The sequence below is a fragment of the Brevibacterium sp. HMSC063G07 genome (genome assembly GCF_001810665.1).
Taxonomy (GTDB): Bacteria; Actinomycetota; Actinomycetes; order Actinomycetales; family Brevibacteriaceae; genus Brevibacterium.
The window spans coordinates 287199-310573 of sequence record NZ_KV802363.1 but is presented as its reverse complement, the minus strand read 5'-3'; the positions used below and the strand labels follow the sequence as shown (position 1 = coordinate 310573).

At 62.7% G+C, this 23375-nt stretch carries 15 protein-coding genes; 6 read left to right on the top strand and 9 right to left on the bottom strand.

The genetic code is table 11. The features are described from left to right. Nucleotides 1-42: 42 nt before the first annotated feature. Complete coding sequence (locus HMPREF2757_RS09990) at nt 43-1536, bottom strand: aldehyde dehydrogenase family protein (protein WP_070576147.1); 1494 nt, start codon at nt 1534-1536, stop codon at nt 43-45. 125 nt (nt 1537-1661) lie between these two features. On the opposite strand from HMPREF2757_RS09990, the gene HMPREF2757_RS09985 reads away from it, so the two are divergent. Further along, a complete protein-coding gene (locus tag HMPREF2757_RS09985) occupies nt 1662-2471 on the top strand; it encodes a TetR/AcrR family transcriptional regulator (protein ID WP_176745923.1) in 810 nt (269 codons plus the stop codon). 281 nt (nt 2472-2752) lie between these two features. Next, nucleotides 2753-3685: a hypothetical protein gene (locus HMPREF2757_RS09980; RefSeq protein ID WP_070576142.1), complete on the top strand. Its 933-nt coding sequence runs from the start codon at nt 2753-2755 to the stop codon at nt 3683-3685. A 228-nt stretch (nt 3686-3913) separates the two neighbouring features. Here HMPREF2757_RS09980 and HMPREF2757_RS09975 read toward each other — a convergent pair whose 3' ends face one another. The 3 genes from HMPREF2757_RS09975 to HMPREF2757_RS09965 form a co-directional block, all read right to left on the bottom strand. After that, on the bottom strand, nt 3914-5818 hold the full coding sequence (locus HMPREF2757_RS09975) for a heavy metal translocating P-type ATPase (protein ID WP_070576140.1): 1905 nt from the start codon (nt 5816-5818) through the stop codon (nt 3914-3916). Nucleotides 5819-6092: 274 nt separating this feature from the next. Beyond that, on the bottom strand, nt 6093-7661 hold the full coding sequence (locus tag HMPREF2757_RS09970; protein WP_070576135.1) for an L-piperidine-6-carboxylate dehydrogenase: 1569 nt from the start codon (nt 7659-7661) through the stop codon (nt 6093-6095). A gap of 80 nt (nt 7662-7741) precedes the next feature. Then, a complete protein-coding gene (locus HMPREF2757_RS09965) occupies nt 7742-8932 on the bottom strand; it encodes an NAD(P)/FAD-dependent oxidoreductase (RefSeq protein ID WP_083304232.1) in 1191 nt (396 codons plus the stop codon). A 218-nt stretch (nt 8933-9150) separates the two neighbouring features. Between HMPREF2757_RS09965 and HMPREF2757_RS09960 the strand changes: the two genes are divergently transcribed. Continuing rightward, complete coding sequence (locus HMPREF2757_RS09960; RefSeq protein ID WP_070576132.1) at nt 9151-10227, top strand: LysR family transcriptional regulator; 1077 nt, start codon at nt 9151-9153, stop codon at nt 10225-10227. 184 nt (nt 10228-10411) lie between these two features. Here the strand turns inward: HMPREF2757_RS09960 and HMPREF2757_RS09955 are convergent, their stop codons facing one another. From HMPREF2757_RS09955 to HMPREF2757_RS09935, 5 genes are all read right to left on the bottom strand, one after another. Further along, on the bottom strand, nt 10412-12250 hold the full coding sequence (locus HMPREF2757_RS09955; protein ID WP_083304231.1) for a thiamine pyrophosphate-dependent enzyme: 1839 nt from the start codon (nt 12248-12250) through the stop codon (nt 10412-10414). A gap of 131 nt (nt 12251-12381) precedes the next feature. Next, on the bottom strand, nt 12382-13020 hold the full coding sequence (locus HMPREF2757_RS09950) for an SDR family oxidoreductase (RefSeq protein WP_070576130.1): 639 nt from the start codon (nt 13018-13020) through the stop codon (nt 12382-12384). A gap of 172 nt (nt 13021-13192) precedes the next feature. Next, complete coding sequence (locus tag HMPREF2757_RS09945) at nt 13193-16948, bottom strand: DEAD/DEAH box helicase (RefSeq protein WP_070576127.1); 3756 nt, start codon at nt 16946-16948, stop codon at nt 13193-13195. Nucleotides 16949-16982: 34 nt separating this feature from the next. Beyond that, nucleotides 16983-18458: an alanine/glycine:cation symporter family protein gene (locus HMPREF2757_RS09940; RefSeq protein WP_070576124.1), complete on the bottom strand. Its 1476-nt coding sequence runs from the start codon at nt 18456-18458 to the stop codon at nt 16983-16985. 170 nt (nt 18459-18628) lie between these two features. Further along, nucleotides 18629-19909, bottom strand: coding sequence for a dicarboxylate/amino acid:cation symporter (locus HMPREF2757_RS09935; protein WP_176745922.1), 1281 nt, complete (start codon nt 19907-19909; stop codon nt 18629-18631). A gap of 133 nt (nt 19910-20042) precedes the next feature. On the opposite strand from HMPREF2757_RS09935, the gene panB reads away from it, so the two are divergent. From panB to HMPREF2757_RS09920, 3 genes are all read left to right on the top strand, one after another. Then, complete coding sequence (panB, locus tag HMPREF2757_RS09930; protein ID WP_070576121.1) at nt 20043-20990, top strand: 3-methyl-2-oxobutanoate hydroxymethyltransferase; 948 nt, start codon at nt 20043-20045, stop codon at nt 20988-20990. 13 nt (nt 20991-21003) lie between these two features. After that, the gene (locus HMPREF2757_RS09925) at nt 21004-22065 is read left to right on the top strand and encodes a threonine aldolase family protein (RefSeq protein WP_070576119.1); all 1062 of its coding nucleotides are present in this window, start codon (nt 21004-21006) and stop codon (nt 22063-22065) included. 98 nt (nt 22066-22163) lie between these two features. Next, nucleotides 22164-23369: a CaiB/BaiF CoA transferase family protein gene (locus HMPREF2757_RS09920; protein WP_070576116.1), complete on the top strand. Its 1206-nt coding sequence runs from the start codon at nt 22164-22166 to the stop codon at nt 23367-23369. Nucleotides 23370-23375: the final 6 nt, after the last annotated feature.

Here is a 23375-nt window from a genome sequence, read left to right as displayed (position 1 = left end):
TAAATGCTCCTTGGAGTTGTGAACAGAAGATTGTGGGGTGGGTCAGGCTTTGCGGCCGGAGAACCAGTCGGCCGGTGCCGGCTTCGTGTTGTGCCAGATGTGCTTGACCTCCTGGTATTCGGCCAGGCCGTCTTCGCCGAGTTCACGGCCGATGCCCGACTGCTTCATGCCGCCCCATTCGGCCTGCGGCACATAGGGGTGGAAGTCGTTGATCCACACGGTGCCGTGGCGCAGGCGACCGGCAACCCGTTCCGCGCGGCCGGCGTTTTCGGTCCACACGGCACCGGCGAGGCCGTAGACGGTGTCATTGCCCAGGGCTACTGCGGCGTCTTCGGCGGCCTCCGTCGTGTCGCCTGAGAAGGTTTCGACTGTCAGCACGGGGCCGAAGGATTCGTCGTGGACGCAGCGCATCGACTGGTCGCAGCGGTCAAGGATGGTCGGCAGGTAGTAGGAGCCCTGCGCGAGTTCGCCTTCGCCGCGCTTGCCGCCGGTGCGCAGAACAGCGCCGTCTTCGATGGCCTCTTCGACGTAGCGGTGGACCTTGTTCAGGTGGTCTTCGCTGATGAGCGGGCCGGTTTCGGCATTGTCGTCGAAGGGACCGCCCAGGCGGATGAGTTCGGCGCGGCGCACGAGTTCGTCGACGACCTCATCGTGAATCGACTCTTCGACAATCAAGCGGGCACCGGCCGAGCACACCTGGCCGGAGTCCAGGAAGATCGCGGTGAGCGCGTTGTCGATTGCCGCTTCGAGATCAGCGTCGGCGAAGATGATGTTGGGGTTTTTGCCGCCGAGTTCCAGGGCGACTTTCTTCACGGTCGGAGCGGCAGCGGCCATGATGACGCGGCCGGTTTCCAGACCACCCGTGAACGACACGAGGTCCACCTGCGGGTTTTCCGTCATTTCGGCACCCACGGTTCCACCCGGACCGGTGACGAGGTTGGCAACCCCTGCCGGAAGCCCCGCCTCGTCAAGGGCATCCATGAGCCACATGGCGGTCTGCGGAGTCAGTTCGGCCGGCTTGAGCACGAAGGTGTTGCCCGCGGCGATGGCCGGGGCGATCTTCCAGGCCGTCTGCAGCAGCGGGAAGTTCCACGGGGTGATGAGTGAGCACACACCCACCGGTTCGGTGACGACCCGGCTGGAGATTGTCGGATCGCCCGGGTCGACCACGCGGCCCGCGTGCTTGTTGGCCAGGGCCGCGAAGTGGCGGAAGACGTTGATGATGTCGTCCATGTCCTGCTGGGACTCGACAAAGCGCTTGCCGGTGTCCTGCGATTCCATGCGGGCGACCTTGTCTTTGTCGCGCTCAAGGATATCGGCCAGACGGTCGACGATTGCGCCGCGCTGGGCGGCGGGGGTGGTTGCCCAGGTGCCTTCGTCGAAAGTTTGGCGAGCTGCTTCGATTGCCCGTCGGGCGTCAGCGCGGTCGCCTTCGCTGACAGTGATCACGTGCGATCCATCGGCCGGGCAGAGGATGTCTCGGGTTTGCTTTGATTCCGCTTCTTGCCACTGTCCGTTGATGTAGATGCTCGGCACGGCACTCCTTCGCTGATCGACTGTATGCTTCTCAGCCACGATAACGTACGTTATATCGAAAATGAAACGACCGTTATACTTAGGGTGCCTTGAGTGAGCCGCACAGAAGAGGTGCAGGAGCAGGATTGCCAGCCATAAAACCGACCAAGCCAGCAACTGAGCAGGCGAGCAAGCCCGCCACCAAACGGGCGACAAAGCCGGTGCGCGAAAGACTTTTGGACTCCGCCGACGCGCTGCTTTTCGTCCACGGTGTCATATCCACTCCCGTCGACCGGATCCTCAAGAACGCACAGGCATCCCCGCCGAGTCTGTATTCACACTTCGGAAGCAAAGAAGGACTGATAGCAGCAGCTCTTCGCCGCCGCCTGTACATCTGGACAGAGGTGTGGAACGCCGAAATCGCCGCCGCTGACAGCCCGCAAGGACGGGCGCTTGCCCTGTGGGACGCACTTTCGACCTACCAGGGCGAACACATGACCGAACGGTGGTGCGCCTTCAGCGGAGCCGCCGCCGCCATCGAACACCCCAGCGCCCAACTGCAGGAAGTCCTCGACGAAGAAACCCAACTGCTGCGCACACGACTGCTGGCCGCCGCCCGCGAAATCACAGGCGAGCAGCCTGGCGGTGAGCGGATGGCTGAGGCGAGTGGCACCTCGTCCAGTCAGGCAGGTGGCGCCCCGGAAAGTGGGGCTGGTGAGGTGAGCGGCACCTCGGAAGGTGTTGGTGCGGCGGGCAAGGTGAGCGGCACCTCGGCGGGTGTTGGCTCCCCAGGAAGTGCGGCGGGGTCCGGCAGTCGGGCGGAGGCTTTGGCGTCGGCGCTCATGGTCGTCTACACCGGCACGATGGCCTTGATGCTGCGGGAAGACTATCCGACGGCGATTGCCGAGGGTCGTGCGAGCGCCCAAGCACTAATCGAGGCATTCGCTGGGGCGTAAACCGGCTGACTCTGCTAGGCGCTCGGCCCTATCCAGCACCTCAGCCCGGCGCTCCAGCCCAGCCCGGCGCCACAAGTTACTCTGCCGTCTAGTCGGAAGAACGAGGCAAAAACGGCGATTTCGCATCAATATTCCACCTACAGAGCAGAGTTTGCCGTCGGGGTGGGTGGCTCTGACGTTGCGCAGTGACTCGTGCGCTTTGGGCTGTTGACGGCCAGCCAGTTATCCCCAGGGCTCACACGGGGATGGCCGCGGGGTTGTGGTCTTACTAGCTTCGGCGCATGGAGTTTCTGCAGAACGCCTCGCCCTATGGGCAATGGGCATCCAACCAGCTGCTGCGCCAAGCGGGAGTGTCGGAATGGCGGATTCGCACAAAGACCGGCAGCGCGCACCACGGTGTGCGCATCGTTGACGGCGGACCTCTGCCACCCTCGTTCCCGCCCCGGATTGATGAACGGTGGTTCCAGCAGTGGTCTGACTTGGCTGCTCTGCAGATGATCCGGCCCGATGCGATTGGTTCGCACTCGACTGCAGCGCTGCTCCACGGATTAATCCTGCCTCGAAGAATGCAGCAGTCGTCCACGCTTCACGTGAGCACCGGCACTCGCGGTAACAAGATCGAGAGAAAAGGAGTCCGCGGATACCGCAAGACGCCGGAATCAGTCGGAACTTTTTTCGGCGTGCGTCTGTCAACTGCTTCCGCAGCGGTGCTCGAACTCGCTCCGATGCTGGAGCTCGATGACATGGTCCGACTGTTGGATGGGCTTATGGGCACGTGGAACGGCGACCCGAGAGTCGAACACGCCAAACTCAAAAGCTTCATACGGGATCTGCCCCAGTCCCGCGCCTACAGAACTCTGCGCAAAGCCCTCCGCTTGGCCAGGCCGGGGGTGCAGTCACCTCGGGAAACGAGCCTGCGCCTCGAGATCGTTCGCGCCGGACTGCCCGAACCGACGGTCAACCCGCGCGTCTATCTGCCCAGCTTCGGCGACTACAGAAAACCCGACCTGGCCTGGGAGGACTACAAGGTGTGCTGCGAGTACGAAGGCGCCCACCACATGCTCGACGCGGAACAGTGGTCCACCGACATCCGCCGGCACCGCGCTTTCGAAGCAGCGGGCTGGATTGTCATCCGGGTGACTAAATCAATGAAGCCCGTCGAATACCTCGCGGCGATTAGAGACGCATTGCGGTCCCGCGGCTGGCGTGGGTGAGCAGCTCGCTCGGCCAGACACTAAAACACCGCTACCCAACTGACCCGGCGCCCAGCTCTGCAACTCAGCCCGGCCCGACACGACAGCCCGGCACCACAAGTTACTCTGCCGTCTAGGCGGAAGAATGCGGCAAAAACGGCGATTTCGCATCAATATTCCACCTACAGAGCAGAGTTTGCCGCCGGGGCGGGCGCGACCGCAAGGGCGAGCGCCCCGGCGGGCAGCCCGTCACACCTTGAAGCGTTCGGGGCCTTTCAGGGCTCGCAGGGCGTAGACGATTGCGGCCAGGTCGATGACTTCCTGCAGCAGCGCACCGACGACGGCCGGAATGAAGCCGAAGAACGCAAAGCCCATGAGCACCAGCGACAGCAGAATGCCGATCCAAATGGCGCTCTTCGCCACCGCCAAAGTCCAACGCCCAATGTCGACAGCCTTGCCAACACGCGAAATGTCGTCACGGGTGATCACGACATCAGCAGCTTCGGACGCCTCGGTATTGCCGCAAGCGCCCATCGCAAGGCCAACCCCAGCAGCCGCGAGAACCGGGGCGTCGTTAACACCGTCACCGACCATGATCACCGGCTTCGGCTCAATCTCGTGCAGCAGACGAACTTTGTCCTCTGGCAGCAGCGAAGCGTGAACCTCGTCAATCCCGACCTCAGCAGCAATCGCCTGCGCAGTGTGCGGGTTGTCGCCAGTGAGCATCGTGACCTTCTCAAAGCCATGACGCCTCAGCTCCGAAACCAGCTGTCCGGCATTGTCGCGCGCCTGGTCATTGAGTATCAGCGCGCCGGCGTACTCATTGCCGATCGACACATAAGCCGCAGTCTGACCGGCCTCGAACTCAACCTCTGAGGCGTCGGACGCCATGTCACGGACAAAATCAAGCGTGCCAACACGAACCACGACCGAGCCAGCACCAGCGCTGCCCGCCTCACCAGCCGAACCAGCCGAACCGGCCGCACCTGCAACACAATCAACCTCAGCCTCGACACCTTCGGTCGCAACCTCACGACCATTCCGCGCCTCGGGCAGGTCAAGCCCCTCAGCGGCCTCAATCACACCGAGCGCCAAAACGTGCGATGAGAACTGTTCGGCCGCAGCCGCAGCCGCCAGCAGTTCGTCCTCGGACACGCCAACGGCGTGGACGGCAGCAACCGTCGGCCTGCCGTAGGTCAGTGTTCCCGTCTTGTCGAAGGCAGCCGTCGAAGCCGAACCCAGTGCTTCAAGGACAGCACCGCCCTTGACGATGATTCCCGCATTCGACGCCCGGCTCATGCCGCCCAGAAACGCAACCGGAGCCGCGATCAGCAGCGGGCAGGGCGTGGCCAGAACCAGCACTTCAGCAAACCTGACCGGGTCACCGCTGAACCACCGGGCAAGCCCCGCGATCAGCAGAGACACCGCCGTAAACGGCATGGCGTAGCGGTCGGCCACGCGAACAATCGGCGCCTGCTGGTCCTCGGTCTGGCGCACCAGCGTGATGATCTTCTGATACTGCGAATCCGCCGCCGAACGTGTTGCCCGCATCCGCACGGCCTGCGTGCCGTTGACCGACCCGGACAGAATCGTGTCGCCAACGTCCTTTGCGACAGCAGCAGATTCACCCGTCAAAGACGATTCATCGAACGAGCCCGCGTCGATTGCCTCGCCGTCAACGGGAACAACTTCGGCAGGGCGCACAAGCAGAACATCGCCGGGCTCCACTTGATCGATTTCAATGTTTTCGGCCTGGTCAACAGGGGCGTCAACCCCGGGCAGGCGGTGCGCCCGCTGCGGTGCGCGGTCCAGCAGGCTGCGCAGATCCCGCTTGGCTCGGGCAGCAGCGTAGTCTTCCAGCGCCTCACCGCCAGTGAGCATGAGCGCAATAATCGACGCCGCCAAATACTCCCCAACCGCAAGTGAGGCGGTCATCGCCACCACGGCCAGAATGTCGAGCCCGAATTCTTTGCGCAGCAGCTGTTTGACCATGTCGATCACGGTCAGCAGAATGACGAATCCAACGAAGACCGTCGCCACCAGCTGCGCGGCACCCGTGTGCCCCGAAAAATGGAGCACGAGCACCACGATCAACTCCACCAGCACCGCGGCCAGCAGCCTGTATTCACGGAAGATGCGCGCCACTGTTCCCATACTTCAATACTGCTCAGATTTCGAAATACCGCCACCAAGCACCGCCTTACTGAGCCCCACCTAAGCCGCCGCGGCACCAACTGAGTGCTGACCCTCCAGCGCTGCTTTCACTCCCCCTGTCCCAGGAAAAACAAATCACGAGGCGCCGCTCCCCCTCCCGCTTCTCCCTCCCCGAGCGTACGGGGAGGGGAGGGTGATAAAGGTGCGGCGCCTCGTGATTTGTTCTGCCGGTCAGCCAACTGACCCATTAGCCACTCGGCCCATCAAGCAGAACTCAGATGAATTCGACGCCCTGAGCCAGGGGCAGTTCGCCCGAGTAGTTGATGGTGTTCGTCGCCTGGCGCATGTAGGCCTGCCAGGAATCGGTGCCGGATTCGCGGCCCCAGCCGGTTTCCTTGTTGCCGCCGAACGCGCCGCCGATTTCAGCTCCGGACGTTCCGATGTTGACATTGGCGATGCCGGTGTCCGACCGAGTGAGGAACCCTTCGGCTTCTGCAAGCTCCGCCGTGAACACAGCACTCGACAGGCCCTGCGGAACCGCGTTATTGAGTTCTACGGCGGCGTCGAAGTCGTCGTATTCCATGACGTAGAGGATGGGTGCGAAGGTTTCGTCTTCCACGATCTCCGTCTGCGAGGGCATGCGGACGACGGCCGGTTCGACGTAGTAGGCGTCATCAGCTTCGTCGGCCAGCACGCGCTTGCCGCCGCAGACAATCGTTCCGCCCTGCTCTTCTGCCGCACGCAACGCGCTCTGCATGGCGTCGAATGAGGCCTTGTTGATGAGCGGTCCCACCAGGGTACCGTCATCGGTGGGCGAACCAATGGCCAGCGTGCCGTAGGCCTTGGCGACACGATCAACGAGGTCATCGGCAATTGACGAGTGCACAATCAGGCGGCGCAGCGTGGTGCAGCGCTGACCGGCCGTGCCCGCTGCGGCGAAGACAACACCGCGCAGAGCAAGGTCAAGGTCGGCACTGGGGGCGACGATCGCCGCGTTGTTGCCGCCGAGCTCCAACAGCACCCGGCCGAAGCGCTCAGCCACAACCGGCCCGACCTTGCGGCCCATGGCAACCGAACCGGTGGCCGAAACCAAGTCGACGCGCTTGTCGGCAACCATGGCCGCACCGAGGTCACGGTCGCCCAGCAGCACCTGGCTGAGGTCTTCCGGCGCACCGCAGTCCTTTGCGGCCCTTCGCAGCAGAGCCTCCGCGCCAATCGCCGAGAGCGACGAGGTTTCGGACGGCTTCCACACCACCGTGTCACCGGCAATGAGCGCAAGCGCGGTGTTCCACGCAAACACGGCCACGGGGAAGTTGAACGCCGTGATGATTCCGACCACGCCCAGCGGGTGCCAGGTTTCCATCAGCCGGTGGCCGGGGCGTTCCGACGGCAGGGTTTTGCCGAACAGCTGACGCGATTGGCCAAGTGCGAGTTCGCAGATGTCGATCATCTCCTGCACTTCGCCAGCAGCTTCCGACGGAATTTTTCCGGCCTCAATTGTGACGAGTTCGCCCAGGTCAGCCTTGTGCTCTTCCAACAGCTGACCCCAGCGGTGCACGACTTTGCCGCGCACGGGCGCGGGAACATCGCGCCACTGTGTGAAGGCTTCGCGGGCGGCGTCGAGCTTAAGCCCCATGGCGACTTCGTCATCGGCAGGAATCTGGCCGAGTTGTGCTCCGTTGATGGGCGAGCGCAGGGTCAGGTTGGCCGAGCTGCTGCTCGCACCGCTGTCTGCGGCAGCTTCCCCTGACGAGGCGGAGGTCAGCTGATCGAAATCGGCACCGCACGCTGCGAGCGCCTTTTTGGTGGTTTCGAGGATCTGCTGCTGTGTCGGCAGTGACATGTGCGTGTCCTTTCTGATTTGGTTCATCGGTCGCTATCAGTTCGAAATTCGTATATTTGTGATGTGGGTGGCTGCGGTGCCTACACGACGTTCATTTCCTTGCGGACTTCACCGGACGCGAATCTGTCCAAGCTCAGGCCCGAAATGTCGATCAGCGGGGTGCGGTCCAGGTAGAGGTCGGCCATGATTTCGCCGACCGCCGGGCCCTGCAGGAAGCCGTGGCCGGAAAAGCCCGTGGCGTACATGAAGCCCTCTACCTGCGCCGACTTTCCGATGAGCGCATTGTGATCCGGCGTGATCTCGTACAGGCCCGCCCAACCGCGGCGCAGCTGAACATCGGCCAGTGCGGGAGTGCGCCTGTCCATGAGTTCAGCCAGCTGTTCAAGCCACGCGGGGTCCTGTTGGGTGCTGAAGCCCCACGAGTCTTCGACCTCCGGGGCGCCGAACAGCAGGCCGCCGCCTTCGGAATGGAAGTAGTAGCAGGTTGAAAAGTCGATGGTGAACGGCAGTCTGCGCGGGTCGAAGTTCACCGGTTCGCTCACCACAATGTGGCGGCGCAGCGGTTCGACGGGCAGATCAATGCCCACATCGGCACCGATCTTCTTCGACCACGCACCGGCCGCGCACACCACGGTGTCAGCGGCTATCGGCCCAGCCGATGTTTCAACCCCGGTGATCCGACGGGAGCCGAGCTCCGCCTCGTCACCCTCTGCAATGACCCGGGTGACTTCCACCCCGCGCAGGATTGTCACACCCAGCCGGCGGGCGTTCTTGGCGTAGCCGGCCACGGCAGCCTCGGGAGTGCAGTGGGCATCAAAGGGGTTGTAGGCACCGGCAACCAGGTCGTCGGTGCGGATGACGGGGTTGAGTTCGCCGCATTCGGCCGGTGAAATCACCCTGGAGGCCTGACCCAGGGAGGCCTGGAGGTCGACATTGGCGGACATCTTTTCGGCATCGGCTTCGTTGTCCAGCAGGAACAGGTAGCCGGACTGGACTATGTCGATGTTCTGGCCCACCTGCTCTTCAAAACGGCGGAAGATCTCCAGACTGCGCGCGCCCAGCATGATGTTGGCTTCATCTGAGAACTGACAGCGCAGACCACCGGCAGCGCGGCTTGTGGAACCGCCGGCCAGTTCGCCGCGCTCAATGAGCACGATGTCTTCGACACCGGATTTCGCAAGTTCGTACGCAGTGGCTGTGCCCATAATGCCGCCGCCGATGATGACTACGGAAGCAGATGCGGGAACAGTCTGGGGAACATTCACAATCACGGAAGCTCCTCTCGTCAGGCTGCCGATCAACGCTGATGGCAGCGGGCTGTTCAACGCTGAACAGTGCCCGAGGGTGCGGCGTTGAGGTCGACGCTGACCTCTTCACCGGTGGACCCAGCGGGCCACACCCCAATGGTGAACCCGGCGAGCAATAAGGACAAGCGATATATTTTTAAGATTCCGTTTAGCTTTTCTAACGGGTCGTGTAGCTTGCTGATATGCAGTGGACACTGACCCAGCTGCGCACATTCGTCGCAGTCGCCGAACAGGGAACAATGGCCGCAGCCGCTGCCCGACTGGGCTACACGGCAGGCGCCGTCAGCCAACACGTGTCCGCACTCAGCCGAGCCGTCGGATCGCCCGTCGTTTCACCTCGTGGACGGTCTGTTGTCCTCACCGAAGCCGGGCGAGCGCTGCTGCCCCGTGCCCGGGCCGTCGTCGCCGCCGAACGCCAAGCCGCCCGAGCCATGCGCGGGGCCTCCGCCGACACAACCGTGACCGTAGGCGTTTTCGGGTCAGCATCGATTGCCGCCATGCAGCCGGCCTCACGGCAGCTGGAAGGCACCGGCGTTGATGTGCAGACCATTGAGGTGGACGTCGAGGAAATGCAGGAGGCCGTCGCGTCGGGCCTGATCGACATCGGAATCGGCATTGACTACCTGGATGCGCGGCTGCCACCGCGGCGTGGTGTCCACATGAAGCCCGTCCGCCGCGAACGCCTGTCAGTTGCCGTCGGACCCGGCGGCATGGACGCCCTCGTGGCCCAAGGGCAACATGTTGGGGCTGACGTTGGTCCTGCACTCGCTAAAGCTGACGAGGTTGATGAGTCCGGGCCCGACGCCGCACCTCTGGCTGCCGGTGAGGCTGGTGAGGCTGACGTGGCTGATGGGACGGCGGCAGCTGCCGCCGGGGCGGCGTTTGCTCCTGGCCGCGGCGATGTTTTCCGCGATCAAGAAATGCTGCGCCGCGCACTCAACCGCGTACCGTGGATTCTGCCGCCACCGGATTCCACGTGGGGACGAGCATTCCGCTTAGCCTGCCGGGAACTTGGTCTTATGCCTCGTGAAAAGCACGTTGTCACTGATTCGGCGGTGGCCTTGGCCATGGCGTCATCCGGTCTGGGTGTCACATTGGCGACCCCGTACCTCATGCTGATGGCACCGGCAAACGTCCACATTCTGCCCAGGACCATCTGCGGCAGCCGCGACATCGCCATCCTCACGTCAACTGATGCGCCGCTGACACAGGCCGCACACACCGTCGTTGACGTGCTGACGTCGGTTTTCAGCGCCTGAGGGTGGGTGCCGCTGAAAGCTACTCTGCCGTCTAAGTGGTGTAGATTCACGCTTTAATGCAGGGTCACGCGCTAATGCGCTGCATTAAAGCGTGACTCTGCATTTGCGCGTGAGAACGCGTCGGCGAAGGGACGGCTGGGCGCCGGAAACGTGCTGAGCACCCTGCACCCAGCGCCCCCGCTGCTCAGTAGCCTTCTGTGACGACTTCGATGAACCGCAGACCGGGTTCCGAGGCGAACTCGGCAAGGACTGCATCGAACTCTTCCGGTGTGCTCACCTTGGCGGTGCGGGCCCCGTAGGCCGCTCCGAGGGCAGCGAAGTCCGGGTTGTTCAGTGCAGTGAAAACGGGTCGGCCCGGGTATTCGCGCTCTTGGTGCATGTGGATGGTGCCGTAGAGCGAGTTGTTCACAACGATCACCAGCACGTTGAGGTTATTGGCGGCCATGGTGGCGAGTTCTTGGCCGTTCATCATGAAGCAGCCGTCACCGGCGAATGTCACAACCGTCCGGTCTCGGTGCTCCAGTGCGGCCGCGAGTGCCGCCGGGATCCCGTAGCCCATTGACCCAGACTGCGAAGCAATGTGCGAGGGGTACGTCGAGTAGGTGCGGTTCTTCTGCACCCACGATGTGTAGTTGCCGGCACCGTTGGTGATGATGGTTCCAGCATCGAACCGAGCGTTGAACTTCTGCATGAACGGCCCGCCCAGGGAGGACTGCAGGTTGCGCTCAATGTAGCCGACCCAGTCGTCGTGCAGCTTCTTCTGCCAGGCCCGGCGAGCATCGGAAAGTTCGAAATCAGAACGATCGACCCCGGCGCCTGCCGCACCGCCTACAACGCGACCATCGGAAGCACCGCTGGCCGAAGCGCCCACAGCAGCGCCCGCGCCGTATTCAACCAGTGCGCGCATGAACTCAAGCGGGCTGGCGGCCGTCCCGACGTGGGCGGGGAAGAACCGGCCGATCACGTTCGGATCTGGGTAGACGTGAATGACGTCGGGCCCCGCTTGACCATCAGCTCCTGCTGCTCCCCCGCGGTAGTTCGCCCATCCGCCACGGTAGTTCTCCCATTCCTCACCCGTGTTGGGATCGGGGCGAGAGCCGAGGAAGAAGATGACATCCGCCTCGTCAGCATTGGCTTCCAGCACTGACCGGCCGAACTCAAAGGTGCCCGCGTAGGCGGGCGAGGAATTGTCCACCAGGTGCATCCGCCTGTGCGCGGCGGCGAGCGCAACCCCGTTCCGCTCGCAGTAGTCCGTGACAAGCGGGCCCAGTTCCGGCGCGTAGCCGGTGGAGCCCAGGATGATGAGCGGCTTTTCGGCCTCGGCCAGCAGACGGTAGGCTTCCTGTACCGAGTGCGCATCCGGCAACACGGGCGCTGGGGTTGTGCGCGATTTCAGCGGCGCGTCGGTCTGTTCGACCAGCATGTCTTCCGGCAGGACTACAACAACCGGACCGGGTTCGCCGGATACCGCTGAGTTGAGCGCCCGCACGGTGAGTTCGGGAATCCGCTCAACCGTGTTGATTTCGATGACTTCTTTGGCCAGTTCACCGAACATCTGCCGGTAGTTGACCTCTTGGAAGGATTCGCGGTGCTGGTGATCGCGCGGTATCTGGCCGATGAACAGCACCATCGGACTGGCGTCCTGTTTGGCCACGTGCACACCGATGCTGGCGTTTGTCGCACCCGGTCCGCGCGTGACCATGCAGATGCCGGGCTCACCGGTGAGCGCACCGTGGGCGGCCGCGGCCATTGCCGCACCGCCCTCTTGTCGGGTGACGATGATTTCAATGTCGTCGGTGTGGTCGTACAGTCCGTCGATTACCGACAGGTAGCTTTCGCCAGGCACCCCGAATACGCGCGTCACACCGCTGGCCACCAGCTGTTCGACAAGGGCGTGCCCGCCTTCGCGGACCGCACAGTCGAGGGGGCTGTCGTGTTCTCCCGCGCACGAGGCGGGGTCATGGTGCACTTCCGTGCTCAGGCTGGTCTGGGCTGAGGTGTGAAACGGCTTGGCGGACTGCACGTTCGTGCCCCCTCGCAGTGGTTCGTCGTTGATGTCTGGCTCTACCCTAATCGCAGCACAGCACCTATACCAGAGTTGCGGTTCCGCGGTGCTGAGCGGGCTGGCTCAGCACCGCGGACGTGCGGGTTTGATCAGTGAATCGCTTCGGCAATGGGGGTGTCGCCGTCGTCGAAGTTGATCGTGCGGCCGATGGTGTTGGCATCCTCCACCACGGCGGCAATGACCTGGGCGACGTTTTCGCGCGAGACCTCACTGCCCTTTCCGTCGACGGTGATTGTGCCGCTGCCCGGTTCGAGTGTGAGCAGACTGGGACCGAGGATGGTCCAGTCGAGATCCGTCCCGCGCAGGTGTTCGTCGGCAATGCTTTTGGCTTCTGCGTAGTGCCAGAACCCGTCTTCGGGGTCCACGCCGTGATCACGGCTGGAGTTGAAGTAGGAGACCATCACATAGCGCTTGGCACCAGCGTGTTGGGCGGCGTCCATCGTACGGATTGCGGCGTCCTGGTCGACGGCTTTTGTGCGGGCCGGGTTTCCTCCGCCTGCGCCAGCTGACCAGATGACGGCGTCTTGGCCATCAAACAGCTGGGCAAGCTGTGCGGTGTCGAGCTGTTCGACGTCGGCGACTTTCGGGGCTGCGCCGGTTTTGGCGACGTCGGCTTCGTGATCGGGGTTGCGGAACACCGACGTGACCTCGTGGCCTGCCTTGACCAGCAGGGGTGCTGCCAACAGGGCGATCTTTCCGTGTCCGCCGATGATCGTAATGCGTGCCATGAAGACCTCCTCGGATCGTGGTCGTCACGTACAGCACGGCAGCCGGGCAGCTTATTCCATCTGCTGCGGGCTGAAGGGAAACCGCCCAGGCCAACGAGGCGGATCCCAGCCACCGCCTAGCCGTCACCACCGCCCAGACTCCGCTTAGGCGTCGCCTCCGCCTAGCATCCCCTCAGCCGTCGGCCTCCCCGAAGAGCTCTCGCAGGTCATCCGCGGAGATTCCGCGCGCAAAGCCTGCTCCGCCATCCATGAGCGAATCGAACAAGTGCGCCTTGCGCTGCTGCAGTTCGACGACTTTTTCTTCGATGGTCCCCTGCGCCACCAGCCGGTAGACCATGACCTTTTTGTCCTGCCCGATGCGATGGGCACGATCGACCGCCTGCGCTTCGGCTGCCGGATTCCACCACGGGTCCATGATGAACACATAGTCAGCGGCAGTGAGTGTGAGCCCGGAGCCTCCGGCTTTGAGCGATATGAGGAACACCGGTGCACTGCCTTCCTGGAACTCGGTGACCAGATCCGCTCGTGCGCTCATGGGAACCGAGCCGTCCAGGTACAGGTGGGCGGCACCTCGGGAAGTGAGTTCATCGGAGATGCGCTGCAGGAACGACGTGAACTGGCTGAACACAATCACCCGGTGGCCCTCGTCTATCACCCGGCCCAAAGATTCGAGCAGCGTCTGCATTTTCGATGATTCAATCGACGAATAGCTGCCGCCTTCGACAATTGCCGGGTCGAGCGCCATCATCCGCAGCAGTGTGAGCGACCGGAACACCGTCATCCGGTTGCCGTCAACATCCATGTCGTCCAACAGCCGCAGAACCTTTTTGCGCTCACGCTGCAGCAGCGTGTTGTACGCCCGTGAATGCGCGGGCGTGAGTTCGACACTGATAATCGATTCCTGTTTTGCCGGGAGGTCTTTCGCCACGAGTTCCTTGGTGCGCCGCAGCATAAACGGCCGCACCGTCCGCCGCAGCAGAAGCATGCGTTCGGGGGCTTCGCCGGATTCGATCGGCTTGGCGAACTCCTGGTTGAACCGCCGGTAGGCGCCCATGAGCCCCGGCACCGCAATCCGCAGCAGCGACCAGAAATCTGCGAGCGCATTCTCCATGGGCGTACCCGTGATGACCAGGCGAAACGGCGCCTGGATCTTGGAGGCCGCCGCAAAGCCCTTCGACTGTCGGTTCTTGATGGCCTGCGCTTCGTCAAACACCGCACCCGCCCACGGCAGCGCGGTGTATTCCTCGGAATCGCGTCGCATGAGGGTGTAGGACGTGACGATGACATCCGCCCCGCTGCGCGCCTGTTCCAACGACGTTCCGCGCTTCTTGCTGGTCTGGTTCATCACCCGAACATCGAGCCCGGGGGTGAACCGGGCGGCCTCCGCCTGCCACACGCCCACAACCGACGACGGCGCAACCACGAGGAACGGGGCCGAGGTGCCGGTCACGCTATCCGCACCCGCCGGGTGGTCTGTGCTTGCCGGGGCCGAGGTGTCGGCTGGCGGTTCTGCTTCCTCACCCGCCGCTGTTTCGCGGGCGTGGGCAATGAGTGCGAGCGTCTGAACGGTTTTGCCCAAGCCCATGTCATCAGCCAGGATTCCGCCGAGACTCGCGTCATACAAGAAGCTCAGCCATTGAAAGCCTTCGCGCTGGTAGTCGCGCAGTGTGGCGTGCAGCCCCTTAGGCAGCGCAGCGGTGGGCAGTTCTTCTGCTTGGGCGAGCCCGCGGATGCGCTCAAACCATTCCGTGTCGCCTTCTATGCTGTCCGCAATGTCTTCGAGTGCTTTGAACTGATCGACCTGGTGTTTGTCGATGCGCTGCTTGGTGGGCGTCCATTCCTGCAGGACTGTGGCTTCGCGAATGAGGTCGCGCAGCTTGTCAAAGACCGGGTGGTCCAGTGTGATGTAGGAGTTATCCGGCATGAGCACTGCGTCTTCACCCCGGGCAAGAGCCGTGAAGACCGTGGCAAAGGGAAGTTCGCGCTCCCCCACGTGCACCGACATGGCAAGGTCGAACCAGTCGTTGCGCTCATTGACCACCGCGCTGACGTTCGGTGTGCCCTCGATGTGAACGTAGTCGGGCCGCGTGCCGAAAACCGAAACTTCAATCAGCGGCGAGGCTTCCAGCTGCGGCAGGACTTCGGCCGTGAACTGGGCGGCCTCCACACCTTCAAACACCAGCGTGTCTTCGCGCGCCTGATCTGGCCACTGCCGGTGGACTTCGGCGAGTATGCCGCGTTCAGCTTCGATATTGCGCTGCCCACTGGCACCGGCACTGCCTGCAACACCCGCGGAGCCTTCGAACTCACTGCCGGCCGGCGGGTTGAGCGGAAGACACCGGTTGGGCAGCTGATACCGCCATTGCCATGACAGGTCCACGCGATCCCCTGTAAACGAGGCTGTGAGGTTCAGCTGCGGAGTACTTGAATCCGGAAGTTCGATCGAGGGATCCGCGCTGACTACAGCAGCTGCCTGACTCAGCACCGACAGCCCCTCATCGAAGAACTCCTCACGGTCCTCAGCGGGGACAGTGAAACCGTCTGACAGCAGCAGCTGCTGCATGCCTTCGTGCGCCGTGCGGTCCAGACGGCCAATGCGAAGCTGAACTCCGCGCCGCGACTGCACACCCGGCCGGGACGCAGCCGTGGGTCCGGTCGCGGCACCTTCGCCTGCCGAAGTGTTGTCGTCAGACTCCCCCGCCGCGTCGTCCTCACCGGGGATGATGATGTCGGCCAGCGCATGTGAGCCCAGGAACTTAGGTCTCCGCACGGGTTCGCCGTCGATGGTCAGAGTCGGTGTCAGCTGGAGTCCGCTGTGTTCCCGCGTACCCTCCGTGTTGGAGCCCGTGCCCTCCGCATTGGAAATCGAGAACTCGAACGAAGCATTGTCTGCCCACTGCACGGATTCAATGGGCGCCACGCCAATAAACGCCACACCCATCTGCCGGGCACGATCCAGCAGTTCAAACATGAACTTGCTGCCGGCGATGCTCAGGTTGATGTGGTCCTCGCTCATAGCTCGACCAACACCCTCAGACAGGTACAGGCGGTAGATCTGGCCCAGCATACTGGCCTGTTCGCGGTCGAACCGGAAGTCCCCGCCGGACATAAAGGAACGCCACGTCAGCCCTCCTTTGATCCAGGAGTCACGCTGCCCACGGCACATGGGCCGAATGATCACGTGCACATCTGAGTCCACGGCGTCTTCAGCAGACACCACAGCACTGCCCCTTGAGCGGTGTTCAAACCAGCTGGTGCGCTGCTGCAGTTCAAAGGCAATCGCCAAACCGCCGCGTGCCGGAGGATCCTCAACATAGAGCGACTGGAGGGCCTTCCGCCACGCAGGCGGGGTGTTCTGCACGGGCTCTTCGGCAGGCAGTCCGACCGGGTTTTCGCTGGCCAGAGTCCCGCGCCGGTCGTGTGGAATGGGTGCCAGCTGGCGGAAGGGAGCCTCAGCTTCATTACGGCAGACCACGGCTTCAGCCACGCTGTCTACGGCAAAGCCCAGCGGTGCGTCTGCCAGAGGCGACAGGTGGCCCACTCCCCCGAACTTCTGAACACAGGCCAGCGCGGTCACCCAGCGCAGAAGGGCTGCCGCGTGTTTGCAGTCCCGCTGCACCGGGCACGTGCAAAAGCACATCGAGGGTGCGAACCACTGGAGTTCATCCGCGCGATCGCGTGCAAGGAGGGGCAGATCCATAAAGTCGAGCTCGCGGGGACCTTCAGCCTCCACGAGCTCGACATGAACAGAGTAGGAATAGCTTCCGTCAACGAACGCTTCGATCACGCTGTCGTCAGGAAACCACGCAACTTCGACAATCCGCTTTTCCTGCGCATAGGCAACGCCGCGGTTGAGTGACCCGGGATCAAAATATTCAGTCAGTTCCCGGTAGGCAACAGCGGGCAGCAGCAGTGGCGGTGTTCGCATGGGCCCATCATGCCACTGCCCACTGACACGGCACTCAGCCGCGCGAGGAACCTACGCGATTGCCCGCCTTCCATTCGGCCCAACCTGGCTGGTCGGCCATGAAGGCTTCGATTTCGTCCTTCGAGGCGACGAGTTTGGGGTCGTGCTTGAGGTAGAACCGGGTTTCGCGGGCAATGAGTCCCGACAGGATCAGGATGCCCACAAGGTTCGGCAGAGCCATAAGCCCGTTGGCCACGTCAGCGAAGTTCCACACAACCTCAAGTTCCGTGGTGCAGCCGACGAACACGACCAGCGAGAAGAAGATGCGGAAGGGAACGACCGCACGACGGCCGAACAGGCGCTCGATGTTGCGCTCACCGTAGTAGGACCAGCCGAGGATGGTCGAGAAGGCGAACAGCACCAGGCCGATCGTGACAATCCAGTGGCCCCACTGACCGGGCAGGCCGAAGCTGAAGGCCTCACCGGTCATAAGCGACGCCGAAAGCTGTTCGCCGGCTTCGTCCGTTGCCTTCCACACGCCGGTGGTGATGATGACCAGACCGGTGAAGGTCACAACAATGATCGTGTCGATAAACGTCTGGGTCATCGACACCAGGCCCTGGCGCACGGGGTGCGAGGTCTTGGCGGCAGCGGCTGCGATCGGAGCCGAACCCAGACCGGATTCATTGGAGAACAGACCGCGGGCAACACCCATCTGGATGACAACCAGGATGACCGAACCGGCAAAGCCGCCGGCAGCAGCGGTGCCGGAGAAGGCACCTCGGAAGATTTCACCGAAAGCGGCCGGAACGTCAGAGATGTTCGCAAGGAGGATGTAGATGGCAGCGCCGACGTAGAAGACGATCATGATCGGCACAAGGGCCGAGGTGACCGAACCGATCGAGCGGATGCCGCCGACCAGAACAACCAGGGCCAGAACAGTCAGCACCAGACCGGTGACCCAGGTGGGCACGTGCCAGGAGTTCTCAACATTCGAGGCAATCGAGTTGCCCTGCGTGAGGTTGCCGATGCCGAAGCAGGCAAAAGCAGCGAAGATGGCGAAGGACAGACCGAGAACCTTGCCCAGCGGGCCCTTGATGCCGCGTTCGAGGTAATACTGGGGGCCACCGCTCTTTTCACCGGCGGTGTCAGTCGTGCGGAAGCGCACGGCGAGGAATGCTTCGGCGTACTTGGTGACCATACCGAGCAGACCGGTCATCCACATCCAGAACAGCGCGCCGGGTCCGCCGATGCTCAGGGCGGTGGCAACACCGACGATATTGCCGGTGCCGACGGTGGCTGCCAGCGCTGTGGTGAGCGCCTGGAACTGCGAAATGTCGCCTTCCTCTTCGCCCTTGTCCTTGCGCTTGACCAGACCCAGGTTGATAGCCGGGATCAGCTTGACGAACTGCAGGCCACCCAGGCGGATGGTCAGGTACAGACCAGTGCCCAGCAGCAGGGGGATGAGCAGGAAGGGTCCCCAGATAACGCCGCTGACGGCAACCAGCGCGTTGTTGATTGATTCGACCATCGTCTTCTCCGTGAGTATGTGAGATTTCTGAGCAAACGCTCGGAAACGAATGGAAGAAATGTACACCATGTGACACAAACCACCAAAAATGTGCGCGGTGAGTCACACAGAACACTCACGGCAGTGCCGACATTCGGCTCACAAGAGCCGAAAGCAGGCGAGAAAGCAGGTCAGGCGTCCGGCGCCTCGGCAGTGGGATCCTCGGCGACCTCGTCCTTCTTGTGCATCCAGTCCTTCCCGTCGACAACTCGTGCCACCAGCATTGATGACACGTTGTCGCCCACGGCGTTGACCGTGGTAGCAGGCGGGTCGACCACGGTGCCGATGACCGAAATGACCGGCAGCGCAGCCGGTGGGAAGCCGTACATGGTGATGATCATGAGCTCACCCAGGAAACCGCCCGACGGCACACCGGACATCACCATGCCCGACAGCAGGGCGATGAGAACCGCAATGAGAATCGCCTGCGGAGTGAAGAGATCGCGCTCAAACACGGCGAACAGGAACGCGATCTTGAGGATCGCCGACAGGCACGAACCCTCCATGTGGATGGTCGCACCAATGGGAATGATCGTTTCGCGAATATCCTGCGGAACCCCGATTCGCTTGGCCGCCCGCAGATTCGCCGGAATCGATGCTACAGAGCTTCCCGTACCCAAGGACACTGCGGCAGGCTCCAAAATGTTGCGCCACATGCGGCGCATAGCCGGAACACCGCCGGCCAGCAGGGAATACAGGGTGAAGGCCGCGAAGAAGTAGACGATCGCCACCGGGTAGTACACCGCGAACGCCTTGACGTAGCCTCCCACCAGCTGCGGGCCGAGTTCGCCGACGAGTGCCGCGAAGTACGCGCCCAGGCCAATGGGCGCGTAGAACATCACGAGGCTCGTGAGCTTCATGAACACTTCGTTGCCGGAATTGAGAAACGTCTTGAAGGGCTGGCCCAGCTTGCCGATAGAACCGCAGGACAGCCCCACCAGCACCGCAAAGATGATCAGCGGCAGCATGTTCTCCGCCGACAGGATCTTGCTGAAGTCGTCAACCGTGAACGCGCCGACAATCTGGTCGCCCAGTGAAACCTCTTCACCGGCATCGGGCTTTTCGTCCATGCTGACTTTCAGCCCGTCAAACGGCCTGAAAGTCCCCAGTGCCGCAAGCATGATGATCGAGGCGACGATTCCGGTGCTGATGAACACCGCCATCATCGAACCCATGATCTTGCCCAGCCGCTTAGCCGAATCCATATTCGCCACGGCAGAGCCAATGGAGAAGAACACCATCGGCACCACGAGCGTGAACATGAAGTTGATGAACAGCGAGCCCAAAGGCTTGAGAACAGCGGCCTGCTCACCAACCACCAACCCGATGACAGCGCCGAGGGCAATCCCGGATAAGACGAAGATGGGGAACCTGTAGTTGCGCCAGCCGTTCTTCACGCCGTCGTTGCTCATACTGTCCTTTCGAAGGTTTTCGCCGGTGGGCGATGCGGCCCGGATTCACCGGGCTTCGCGCCTGATTCTTTCACGATCTCAGTCGGTGTCAGTCTCTGAGCTCATGTCTGAGCCCCCGACTATGGTTAGGGCCATGAACGCTCAGAGCGCAGAGGAACAGCCGAACCCCTACGGCGGCCAAGCCCCGGCCCCCGGAAGTCAGAAGCGGGAAGCCGAGGGCGCCTCGGCAGGTGGTGCCTCCCCCGCCCCCGGAGGCGCGGAACAGGCACAGCAGCCGCGCAGGCGCACCCGGATTGTGCACCTGCAGCGTATGAAAGACGAAGGTCGGAAGTGGGCCATGCTCACCTCCTATGACCAATTCACGGCCAACATTTTTGACGAAGCCGGGATCCCCGCCCTGCTCGTGGGCGATTCCGCGGGCAACAACGTGTACGGCTATTCCACAACCCTGCCTGTCACACTCGACCAGTTGATCCCGCTGACGCGGGCTGTGGTGGAAGCTGCGCCGCACACGCTGGTTGTGGCGGATCTTCCCTTTGGGTCCTACGGGGCCAGCCCTGAACAGGGCTTCCATTCCGCTGTCCGCCTGATGAAAGAGGGTCTTGCCCACGCGGTCAAACTCGAAGGCGGAGTGCAGATGGCCCCAACCGTCAAACTGCTGACCGACGCCGGAATCCCCGTCATGGCGCACCTGGGCTTCACACCGCAGTCCGAACACGGTCTGGGCGGTTATCGCGTGCAGGGTCGCGGCGATGCCGCAGTGCAGAAACTCGTTTCTGACGCGCTGGCGCTGCAGGAAGCCGGTGCGTTCTCAGTCGTCCTGGAAATGGTGCCGGTGGCTGCAGCCCGCGCCGTCACAGAAGCGCTGCGCATTCCCACCGTGGGGATCGGCGCGGGCCCGGACTGCGACGCTCAGGTGCTCGTCTGGACTGACTTTGCGGGCATGGGCTCCGGCCGGACACCGCGGTTTACGAAGAAATACGCCGATGCCCGTTCTCTGTTGCGCGAAGCCGCGGTCGAATACGCATCCGAAGTGGCCGACGGCAGCTTCCCATCCGAAGAACACAGCTTTCTCGAGTGATTGCAGGACGGACATGACTGAGCTCAATTCCCCTGAACTGACATCCCACGACCCGAGCGTCTATCACTTCGGGTCGGACAACTACGCGGGAGCCCACCCGGAAGTCCTCGACGCGCTCAAGCGGGTCAGCGGCGGACACGTGCCCGCTTACGGCGACGACCCCTACACGCAGCGGCTGCGAGCGTGGGCGCGCGACACCTTCGGCCAGCAGGCCCTCATCTACCCCGTCTTCAACGGAACAGGGGCCAACCTGCTGTCGCTGTCATCCGTCGTTCCACGCTGGGGCAGTGTGATTGCCGCACCCACCGCGCACATCAACACCGACGAAACCGGCGCGCCGGAAATCACGGCGGGGCTCAAAATCCTGCCCGCACAGACCGAGGCCGGCAAGATCACACCGGAGGCCGTGCGGGCTGCAGCATCCAACCGGGCATTTATCCACGAATCTCAAAGCTGCGCAGTTTCGGTCAGCAACTCCACTGAACTGGGCACCGTATATTCACCAGAAGAATTCCAGGCGGTTGCCCACACCGCTCACGAACTTGACATGGCCGTTCACCTGGACGGATCGCGGCTGGCCAACGCTGCAGTCAGCTGTGATGCCGCCTTGGCCGACATGGTGGCCGGGGCTGACATCGTGTCCCTGGGCGCCACAAAGAACGGCGCCATGAGTGCAGAGGCCGTTCTGGTGCTCCAGCCCGACCGGGTTTCCGGCATTGACTATCTGCACAAAGTGCTGCTGCAGCTGTCCTCTAAAGCCCGCTACCAGTCGGCACAGCTGCTGGCCATGTTCGAAGGCGATCTCTGGAAGCGCAATGCACAGCACGCCAACCGGCAGGCGGTCCGGCTGGCGCAGAAGCTTTCGGATGCCGGATTCACGGTGCCCACGCAAGTGCAGGCCAACACCGTCATCGCCCAGATCGACCCTGAAGTCGCCCAGGCTGCCCACGCCGCAGGGCTTCTGTTCTACGCCTGGCCGGCTGTTCCCAGCGGCCATCGCTTTATGTGCGCGTGGGACACACCGGATCACGCCATCGACATGCTGGTTGAACGGTTGGCAGCACACCGGGCCTGAAAGTGATCCACGCCACCACATACGATGGGGCGGGACATATAAGCGGCAGCGCGGGCTGCGAAAGTGTTCGCCGCAGAGCTAAGGAGTGTTAGGGCCGGATGAAGAATTCACTGCAGGACATCACAGTTCTCGACCTTTCCCGGGTGTTGGCAGGACCGTGGTGCACACAGAACCTCGCTGACCTCGGTGCTGACGTCATCAAGGTTGAACGGCCCGGTCCCGGTGATGACACCCGCAGCTGGGGTCCTCCCTACCTTGAGGGCACAACCCCCGAAGACGGCTATTCGGCCTACTACATTGCGGCCAACCGCAACAAGAAGTCCATCACCGTCAACTTCCGCTCCGAAGAAGGCAAAGACGTCATCAAACGGCTGGCGAAAGATGCCGATGTGGTTGTTGAGAACTACAAGACCGGTTCGCTGGCTCGCCTGGGCTTGGACTACGACGACCTGCGCGAAATCAACCCAGAGCTCATCTGGGTGTCCATCACCGGCTACGGACCCACCGGCCCGAAAGCTGAAAACCCCGGCTATGACTACGTGTTTCAGGGCATGAGCGGCTTTATGAGCTACACCGGACGGGCGCAGGGCGAAGAAGGCGCCGGGCCCATTCGCGCCGGTGTCGCCATCATTGACCTCATGACCGGCATGTATGCCACAACCGCCATCCTTGCGGCCCTCCACGAACGTGAACGCACCGGCAAGGGCCAGCGCATCGATGTCACGCTGGCTGATGTTTCGGTTGCACTCAACGCCAACCAGGCATCCAACTACCTAGTCGGGGGTGTGCCACCAGCCCAGACCGGCACCTCGCACCCCAATGTCGCCCCGTATGACGTTTTCGAAGTTGCCGACGGCCACATGATCCTGGGTGTGGGCAACGACGAACAGTACCGACGACTGACTGAACTGCCCGACTTCGAACTGCTGCGCGGGGACGACCGTTTCCAGTTCAACCGCGATCGCATTCGGCTGATCGGCGATCTGCGGCCGATCGTCGCCCAGATTATGAAGCAGAAGACCATGGACTACTGGACGCACGTTCTCGACGAAGCCGGTGTGCCCTTTGGGCCGATCAACACCATGGACAAGGTCTTCGAAGATCCGCAGGTCAAGCACCGGGGAATCAAGATCGAAGCCGATGGGCACTACGGTTCGGTGCCGATGGTGCGCAGCCCGCTTGTCGAAGACAGCGCCGATGCCACAGCACCTCCGGCACTGGGCGAACACACCGACGAAGTCCTCGCACAGTTCGGATTCACTGCCGAACAGATCGCTAAGATGCACGACTCCGGCACAGTGTGAAGACAA

What these genes read in the sequence shown, in the direction of transcription:
- panB (WP_070576121.1), top strand. Translation starts at nt 20,043, where the DNA reads ATGAACGCTCAGAGCGCAGAGGAACAGCCGAACCCCTACGGCGGCCAA.
- HMPREF2757_RS09960 (WP_070576132.1), top strand. Translation starts at nt 9,151, where the DNA reads ATGCAGTGGACACTGACCCAGCTGCGCACATTCGTCGCAGTCGCCGAA.
- HMPREF2757_RS09950 (WP_070576130.1), bottom strand. Translation starts at nt 13,020, where the DNA reads ATGGCACGCATTACGATCATCGGCGGACACGGAAAGATCGCCCTGTTG.
- HMPREF2757_RS09940 (WP_070576124.1), bottom strand. Translation starts at nt 18,458, where the DNA reads ATGGTCGAATCAATCAACAACGCGCTGGTTGCCGTCAGCGGCGTTATC.
- HMPREF2757_RS09935 (WP_176745922.1), bottom strand. Translation starts at nt 19,909, where the DNA reads ATGAGCAACGACGGCGTGAAGAACGGCTGGCGCAACTACAGGTTCCCC.
- HMPREF2757_RS09980 (WP_070576142.1), top strand. Translation starts at nt 2,753, where the DNA reads ATGGAGTTTCTGCAGAACGCCTCGCCCTATGGGCAATGGGCATCCAAC.
- HMPREF2757_RS09925 (WP_070576119.1), top strand. Translation starts at nt 21,004, where the DNA reads ATGACTGAGCTCAATTCCCCTGAACTGACATCCCACGACCCGAGCGTC.
- HMPREF2757_RS09945 (WP_070576127.1), bottom strand. Translation starts at nt 16,948, where the DNA reads ATGCGAACACCGCCACTGCTGCTGCCCGCTGTTGCCTACCGGGAACTG.
- HMPREF2757_RS09970 (WP_070576135.1), bottom strand. Translation starts at nt 7,661, where the DNA reads ATGTCACTGCCGACACAGCAGCAGATCCTCGAAACCACCAAAAAGGCG.
- HMPREF2757_RS09920 (WP_070576116.1), top strand. Translation starts at nt 22,164, where the DNA reads ATGAAGAATTCACTGCAGGACATCACAGTTCTCGACCTTTCCCGGGTG.
- HMPREF2757_RS09975 (WP_070576140.1), bottom strand. Translation starts at nt 5,818, where the DNA reads ATGGGAACAGTGGCGCGCATCTTCCGTGAATACAGGCTGCTGGCCGCG.